8 protein-coding genes are annotated in these 6,133 nt (G+C 73.7%); 3 read left to right on the top strand and 5 right to left on the bottom strand.

The window, feature by feature from the left end; translation table 11 throughout:
* The coding region (locus GC722_RS09925) for an extracellular solute-binding protein (RefSeq protein WP_197429949.1) at positions 1-873 on the bottom strand (873 nt) is incomplete at its 3' end.
* A 114-nt stretch (positions 874-987) separates the two neighbouring features.
* A complete protein-coding gene (locus GC722_RS09920) occupies positions 988-2,004 on the bottom strand; it encodes a LacI family DNA-binding transcriptional regulator (RefSeq protein ID WP_331714638.1) in 1,017 nt (338 codons plus the stop codon).
* Between the two features lie 94 nt (positions 2,005-2,098).
* Between GC722_RS09920 and GC722_RS09915 the strand changes: the two genes are divergently transcribed.
* Together GC722_RS09915 and GC722_RS09910 are read left to right on the top strand one after the other, a co-directional pair.
* Positions 2,099-2,827, top strand: coding sequence for a M50 family metallopeptidase (locus GC722_RS09915; RefSeq protein ID WP_331714637.1), 729 nt, complete (start codon positions 2,099-2,101; stop codon positions 2,825-2,827).
* A 60-nt stretch (positions 2,828-2,887) separates the two neighbouring features.
* A complete protein-coding gene (locus tag GC722_RS09910) occupies positions 2,888-3,202 on the top strand; it encodes a hypothetical protein (protein WP_197429977.1) in 315 nt (104 codons plus the stop codon).
* Positions 3,203-3,206: 4 nt separating this feature from the next.
* Here the strand turns inward: GC722_RS09910 and GC722_RS09905 are convergent, their stop codons facing one another.
* A complete protein-coding gene (locus GC722_RS09905; protein WP_156609691.1) occupies positions 3,207-3,971 on the bottom strand; it encodes an endonuclease/exonuclease/phosphatase family protein in 765 nt (254 codons plus the stop codon).
* 18 nt (positions 3,972-3,989) lie between these two features.
* On the opposite strand from GC722_RS09905, the gene GC722_RS09900 reads away from it, so the two are divergent.
* Complete coding sequence (locus GC722_RS09900) at positions 3,990-4,571, top strand: nucleotidyltransferase (protein WP_331714636.1); 582 nt, start codon at positions 3,990-3,992, stop codon at positions 4,569-4,571.
* Between the two features lie 52 nt (positions 4,572-4,623).
* Here GC722_RS09900 and GC722_RS09895 read toward each other — a convergent pair whose 3' ends face one another.
* Complete coding sequence (locus GC722_RS09895) at positions 4,624-5,400, bottom strand: SDR family oxidoreductase (RefSeq protein WP_197429948.1); 777 nt, start codon at positions 5,398-5,400, stop codon at positions 4,624-4,626.
* Positions 5,401-5,473: 73 nt separating this feature from the next.
* A complete protein-coding gene (gene msrA, locus GC722_RS09890; RefSeq protein WP_331714635.1) occupies positions 5,474-6,109 on the bottom strand; it encodes a peptide-methionine (S)-S-oxide reductase MsrA in 636 nt (211 codons plus the stop codon).
* Between the last annotated feature and the right edge of the window lie 24 nt (positions 6,110-6,133).

Here is a 6,133-nt window from a genome sequence, read left to right as displayed (position 1 = left end):
CTCCCAGACCCCGGTGAAGAGGATCCCGCTGCTGCCGCTGACGAACTCCGCGATGGAGCCGTCGAGGTCGTTGCTCTGCACCGCGATCCGGCCGTCGAGCATGGACCGGATGGTGGTCAGCGCGGTGACGGCGGCGTCCATGTCGTACTCGGCCGGACGACCGGGCGTCAGCACCATCTCCGCGCCCTGCTGGCGGTAGAGGGTGTAGAAGAACCGCCACATCGAGGCGCCGTCACCGAGGAAGCCGTAGGACAGCCCGGTGCCCCCGGTCACCTCGGCCAGCCGGGTGCCGACCTCGAGCAGCTGCTCGGGGGAGGAGATCTCCACCGTGCCGTCGCTCTCCAGCACGCCGGCGGCCTCGGCGTGGTCGGTGTTGATGATCATGATGTAGGGGTGGGAGTCGAGTGCGATCGAGTACACCTCGCCCTCGTGCTGGCCCTTCTGCCAGATCCGCTCGGGCTGCGTGCTCGGCCCGATCCCGAGGCGCTCCAGCTCGGCGACGTCCCACGGCTCCAGCAGCCCGCCGGGGGCGTAGCCGGCTACCCGGGTGTGGTGCATGATCGCCAGGTCGGGGGCCCGGCCGGCCACCGACGACATCGCCAGCTTCGTGTAGTAGGGCGAGCCCCAGGCGAGCACGGTCTGCTCGGCGGTGAAGCTGCTGCGCTCGTTGATGGCCGCCACCATGTCGCCCATCAGGATGCCGTCGCCGCCGCTCATCAGGTGCCAGTAGTCGAGCTCGGTCTTGCCGGTCCCGGCGCGGCTGCACGCGCTCAGCCCGGAGAGACCGGCGCCCAGGGCGGCCCCGGCGCCCAGCAGACGTCGCCGTGACAACCTCGGGCCGCCGTGCGCGGGGGTGGTCGCGCGGATGTCCATCGGTCCTCCCACTTCGCCGTGCCCGTGTCCGCACGACATTACATCGATGTAGGGAGACGTCAAGCGTGCGTTCCCCCGGCCCGGCGAGGGGCGGGGGTGGGGGCGCGCCGACGGCTAGGGCCCCGGGAGCAGCGGCAGCGGGCCCGAGCTCTCGCGGACCACGACGCGGTGGGGCACCACCCGGACGTCCACCGGTGCGCCCGGCTGGCGGATGCGGGCGGTGAGCAGGTCCAGCGCGGCCTCGGCGATGGCCGCGCGGTCGAAGGACACCGAGGTCAGCGAGGGGGACGTCCAGCGCGCCACCTCCAGGTCGTCGTAGCCGCACACGGCCACCTGGCCCGGGACGTCGAGCCCGTGCCGCAGCAGGGCACCGATGGCTCCCAGCGCGAGGCTGTCGGTGAGGCCCACCACGGCGTCGGGCGGGGTCGAGCCGCGCGCCAGCAGCCTCGTGATGGCCTCGTGGCCGCCCTGCGCCGACCAGTCCCGCGTGGCGATCTCCAGCTCGGGGTCCCGCGGCAGCCCGGCGTCGTCCAGCGCCCGGTGGTAGCCCGCCACCCGGAGCTGGGAGCTGGCCGAGTGCATCACGCCGAGCACCGCGATCCGGCGGCGTCCGGCCCGGGCCAGCGCGGTGACCAGGGTGTGGAAGGCGGCTGGGTTGTCCACCCAGACGTGGTCCACGGCCGGCTGGTCCACCTCGCCGATCAGCACCAGCGGCGGCAGCGACTGCGGACGGCGCAGGGCCGAGGACTCCAGCAGCACGGGGTTGAGCACCAGGCCGTCCACCTGCTGCTCGCGGGCCCGGGTGAGCAGCGCCTGCTCCCGGCCGGGGTCGTCGCCGGTCTCCTCGACGTGGATGCTCCAGCCGCGGCGCTTCGCCGCGTGCACGAAGGCGGCGACCACCGTGGCCGAGTAGCCGGTCGAGAGGTCCGGCAGGGCGAGCGCGATCACCCCGGTGCGGCCGTTGCGGAGCCCGCGGGCGGCCAGGTTCGGCACGTAGTCGAGCTCGGCCAGCGCGCTCTCCACCCGTGCCCGGGTCGCCGGGCTGACCGGGACGGTGCCCGTGATCACGTTGGACACCGTCTTCGGTGACACCCCGGCGAGCCTGGCCACGTCCTTGACCGTCGCGCGCACCGCCACCTCCTCCGCCGTCCGACTCTATCGAGCAGGGGTCCCGATACCCGCGCTACCGTGGCCCCCGCGCGTCCGGCTGCAGCGAGGAGGTCCCGTGGGCGAGCTGCTGCAGGAGGTGCTGACCCGGGTGGGGAGCAGCCAGCCGGTGCCCTCGGTGGGCGCCCAGCTCGGGCTCCTCGCGGTCGCGCTGCTGCTGGTGGTGCCCCGGCCGCTGTGGCGGGTCAGCCGGATGCTGGTGACCATCGTGCACGAGTCCGGGCACGCGGTGGCGGCGGTGCTGACCGGGCGGCGGCTCAGCGGGATCCGGCTGCACTCCGACACCTCCGGGCTGACGGTCTCGCGGGGCCGGCCGCGGGGTCCCGGGATGGTGGCGACGCTGCTGGCCGGCTACCCGGCGGCGGCCGTCTTCGGGGTGGCCACCGCTGCCGTGCTGGGCACCGGCCGGGCGGTGGCGTTCCTGTGGGTGGTGCTCGCCCTGCTCGCCCTGATGCTGCTGCAGGTGCGCAACTTCTACGGGCTGCTGGTGCTGCTCGTCGTGGGCGGCACCCTCGGGGCGGCCACCTGGCTGCTGCCGGAGACCTACCTGTCCTGGCTGGCCCACCTGATCGCCTGGGTGATGCTGCTCGCCGCGCCCCGGCCGGTGGTCGAGCTGGTCGCCACCGGGCGTCACCCGTCCTCCGACGCCGGCCAGCTGGCGCGGCTGACGGCGGTGCCGGAGCGGCTGTGGCAGCTGCTGTTCCTGCTGGTGACCACCGCCGGCACCGTGGTGGGGGCGGCGCTGATGCTCCCGCTGGCCGAGTGGTACGCCGGCTGGGTGGGCTGAGGCGCTGCGCCGGGGCGGCGGCGGGACGGCCCTAGGCTGGGAGCCATGGCCAAGGACGCGATGACCCTCAAGCCGGCGGCGGAGGTCCGCACCGCGCCGGTGCTGGCCCTCGGGCTGATCGGCGGCTACCTCACCGCCCGCGAGACCGGCATCCGCCCCCTCGGCGGCGTCGTGCTCGCCGCGGCCGGGGCGCTGGCCGCCCGGACGGCCGTCGCCAGGCGGGGGCCGGGGGTCGCCGCCGGGCTGCTGGCGCTGTACCTGCTGGGCTTCGGCGCCTCGCACCCGCTGGCGCGCAAGATCGGCGCCTGGCCGGCCGTGCTGGGCGTCACCGCGGTCGACGTGGCCGCGGCGCACCTGCTCGTCGACCGGGACTGACCGCTCAGCCGTCCAGCTCGACCACCAGCGCCCGGTGGTCGGACAGCGGCAGCCTCGGCGCCTCCGAGCGCCGCACCGGACCGAGGTCGCCGCGGAGCAGGATGTGGTCGAGCTGGCGCTCCGGGGCGTCCAGCGGGAACGTCGGGTGGCTGGCCAGCGAGGTGTAGCCGGTGATACGGGCCGGGGCCGGCGGCGTCATGTTGAGGTCGCCCATCAGCACGACCGGCTCGGGCACCGGGGCGAGGTCACGGCGGATCCGCCGCAGCTGCAGGCGTCCCCAGCCGGGGACGAAGGACAGGTGGGTGTTGACCACGACGAGCGGCCCGCCCGGGGTCTGCAGCTCCGCGACCAGGGCGGCACGCGGTTCCTCCTTGACCCGCACCACCTTGCCGGGCTCGCGCAGGTACACCGGGACGGTGGGGCGGATCCGGGGGAGCCGCAGCACCTGCCAGCTGCGGACGGGGTAGCGGGAGAGCAGCGAGATGCCGTACGAGGCCTGACCGGGGACCTCCTCGGCGGTGGCCGCCATCCAGGTCGCACCCGGGGTGCCGGTGAGCGCGGCGGCGAACCGGTGGCTCACCGCCCCCATCGCCTCCGCCGCCACCGCGGTCAGGTCCGCCCGGTGCGAGCGGGGCTGGTCGCGGTCCACCTCCTGCAGCGCCAGCACGTCGGGGTCCAGCACGGCGACCGCCTCGCGGAGCCGGTCGAGGACCACGGTGTCGTCGGCGGGGGTGCGACCGTGCAGGATGTTGAACGTGGCCAGACGCATGGATCGACGGTACCGAGGGTGAGCGGCGCGGATCGTGAGGGTGGTGGGGCGCCCGACGAGCCCGGCCTGCGGCAGGCGCTGAAGCAGGCGGCTTCCGCGCTCAAGGCCTCCGGTGTGCCCTTCGCCCTGGTCGGCGGCTACGCGCTGTGGGCCCAGGGAGCACCCGAGCCGGAGCACGACGTCGACTTCGCCGTGCCGGAGGAGGAGGTGGAGGCCGCCGCGGCGGCGCTGGCCGCCGCCGGGTTCGAGCTGGAGCGCCCGCCGGAGGACTGGCTGTTCAAGGCCCACCTGGGCACGGCGATGGTCGACGTGCTGCACCGCCTGCAGGGCCGTCGGGTGGACCGGGCGCTGCTGGAGCAGTCTGGGGAGCAGGAGATCCTCGGGCTGCGGATGCCGGTGATGCAGCCGACCGAGATCATGTCGGCCAAGCTCGCCTCGCTCTCGGAGCACTACTGCGACTTCGCCCCGCTGCTGTCGGTGGCCCGGGCGGTGCGCGAGCAGCTGGACTGGCAGCGGCTGAGGTCCGAGGCCGAGGAGCAGCCGTTCGCCGAGGCCTTCCTGCGGCTGACCGAGCGGCTGGGCATCAGCCCGCCGGCCTGAGCAGCAGCACGCCCGCCCGGTCGCGGACCGGACGGGCGTGCGGGCGGGCGCGTCAGCCCTGCAGCAGCGACTGGGCGCCGTCGATCCAGACCTCGGTGCCGCTGATGTGGCTGGCGGCGTCGGAGGCCAGGAACAGGACGAGCTGGCCGACCTGCTCCGAGGAGCCCGGCTCGCCGCCGGTCAGCGGGATCTCACCCTGCGGGAACTCGACGGGGATCTTGACGTCCTCGTTCTCTGCGTTGGTGTTGTCGGAGATCTCGGTGTCGATGGCGCCGGGGCAGACCACGTTGACCCGGATCTTCTTCGGCCCCAGCTCGACGGCGAGCATCTTGGTCAGCGCCACCTGTCCGGCCTTGCTGGCCGAGTAGGCCGAGGCTCCGGTGTTGGAGAACATCCGGGTCCCGTTCACCGAGGCCACCACGACCACCGAGCCGCCCTGCTTCTTCAGGTGCGGCACCGCGTGCTTGATGGTGAGGAAGGTCCCCACCAGGTTGATGTCCAGGGTGGAGCGGAAGTCGTCGGCCGTCAGGTCCTCGATCCCGGCCCAGGTGCCGTTGACCCCGGCGTTGGCCACGACGACGTCGAGGCGGCCGAAGGCGTCGACCGTCTGCTGCACGCCGGCCACGAGCGCCTCCTCGTCGCTGACGTCGGCCTCCACCGCGATCGCCCGGCCGCCGTCGGCCTCGATCGAGGAGACGACCTCGTCGAGCTCCTCGCGGGTGCGTCCCACCAGCGCGACGGCGGCTCCCTGCGCGGCCAGCAGCCGTGCGGATGCCTCGCCGATGCCCGATCCGGCGCCGGTGACGAACGCGACCTTGCCCTGCATCATCTCGCTGTCCTCTCGTTGTCGGGAGTGTCCCGCCGACTCCTACCCAGAACCGGCGGGACGACCCGGCAAGAGGTCAGCGGCAGGTGACCCCGGTGGCGTGGATGGGGCAGTAGCCGTTCGGGTTCTTGTCCAGGTACTGCTGGTGGTACGCCTCGGCCAGGTAGAAGGGACCCGCCGGCGCGATCTCGGTGGTGATCTCGCCGTAGCCGGAGCGGGTGAAGGCCTCCTGGTACTCGTCACGGACGCGGCGCGCGGTCTCGGCCTGGTGCTCGTCGGTGGTGTAGATGGCCGAGCGGTACTGGGTGCCGATGTCGTTGCCCTGGCGCATCCCCTGGGTGGGGTCGTGGTTCTCGAAGAAGACCTTCAGCAGGTCGGCGTAGGAGATCTGCTGGGGGTCGTAGGCCACCCGGACGACCTCGGCGTGCCCGGTCCGCCCGGTGCAGGTCTCCTCGTAGGTCGGGTTGGGCGTGTAGCCGCCCTGGTAGCCGACCGCGGTGGAGGTCACGCCGTCGAGCTGCCAGTACAGCTTCTCCGCGCCCCAGAAGCAGCCGAGGGCCAGGTAGGCGACCTCCGAGCCCGCCGGCACCGGCTCGAGCGGGGTGCCGAGGACGTCGTGGAACAGCCGCTCGGTCACGACGGGGGTGTCCCGCCCGGGCAGGGCGTGGTCGCGGTCGACCAGGGTCGGCTTGGGGAAAAGGCGCTCGAACACGGTCCTCCTCGGTAGTGGTGTCTG

The sequence above is a fragment of the Auraticoccus cholistanensis genome, from assembly GCF_009742705.1.
In the GTDB taxonomy this organism is placed as follows: domain Bacteria; phylum Actinomycetota; class Actinomycetes; order Propionibacteriales; family Propionibacteriaceae; genus Auraticoccus; species Auraticoccus cholistanensis.
This window is presented reverse-complemented; position numbering and strand designations above follow the sequence as displayed.

What these genes read in the sequence shown, in the direction of transcription:
- GC722_RS09910 (WP_197429977.1), top strand. Translation starts at nt 2,888, where the DNA reads ATGACCCTCAAGCCGGCGGCGGAGGTCCGCACCGCGCCGGTGCTGGCC.
- GC722_RS09905 (WP_156609691.1), bottom strand. Translation starts at nt 3,971, where the DNA reads ATGCGTCTGGCCACGTTCAACATCCTGCACGGTCGCACCCCCGCCGAC.
- GC722_RS09895 (WP_197429948.1), bottom strand. Translation starts at nt 5,400, where the DNA reads ATGATGCAGGGCAAGGTCGCGTTCGTCACCGGCGCCGGATCGGGCATC.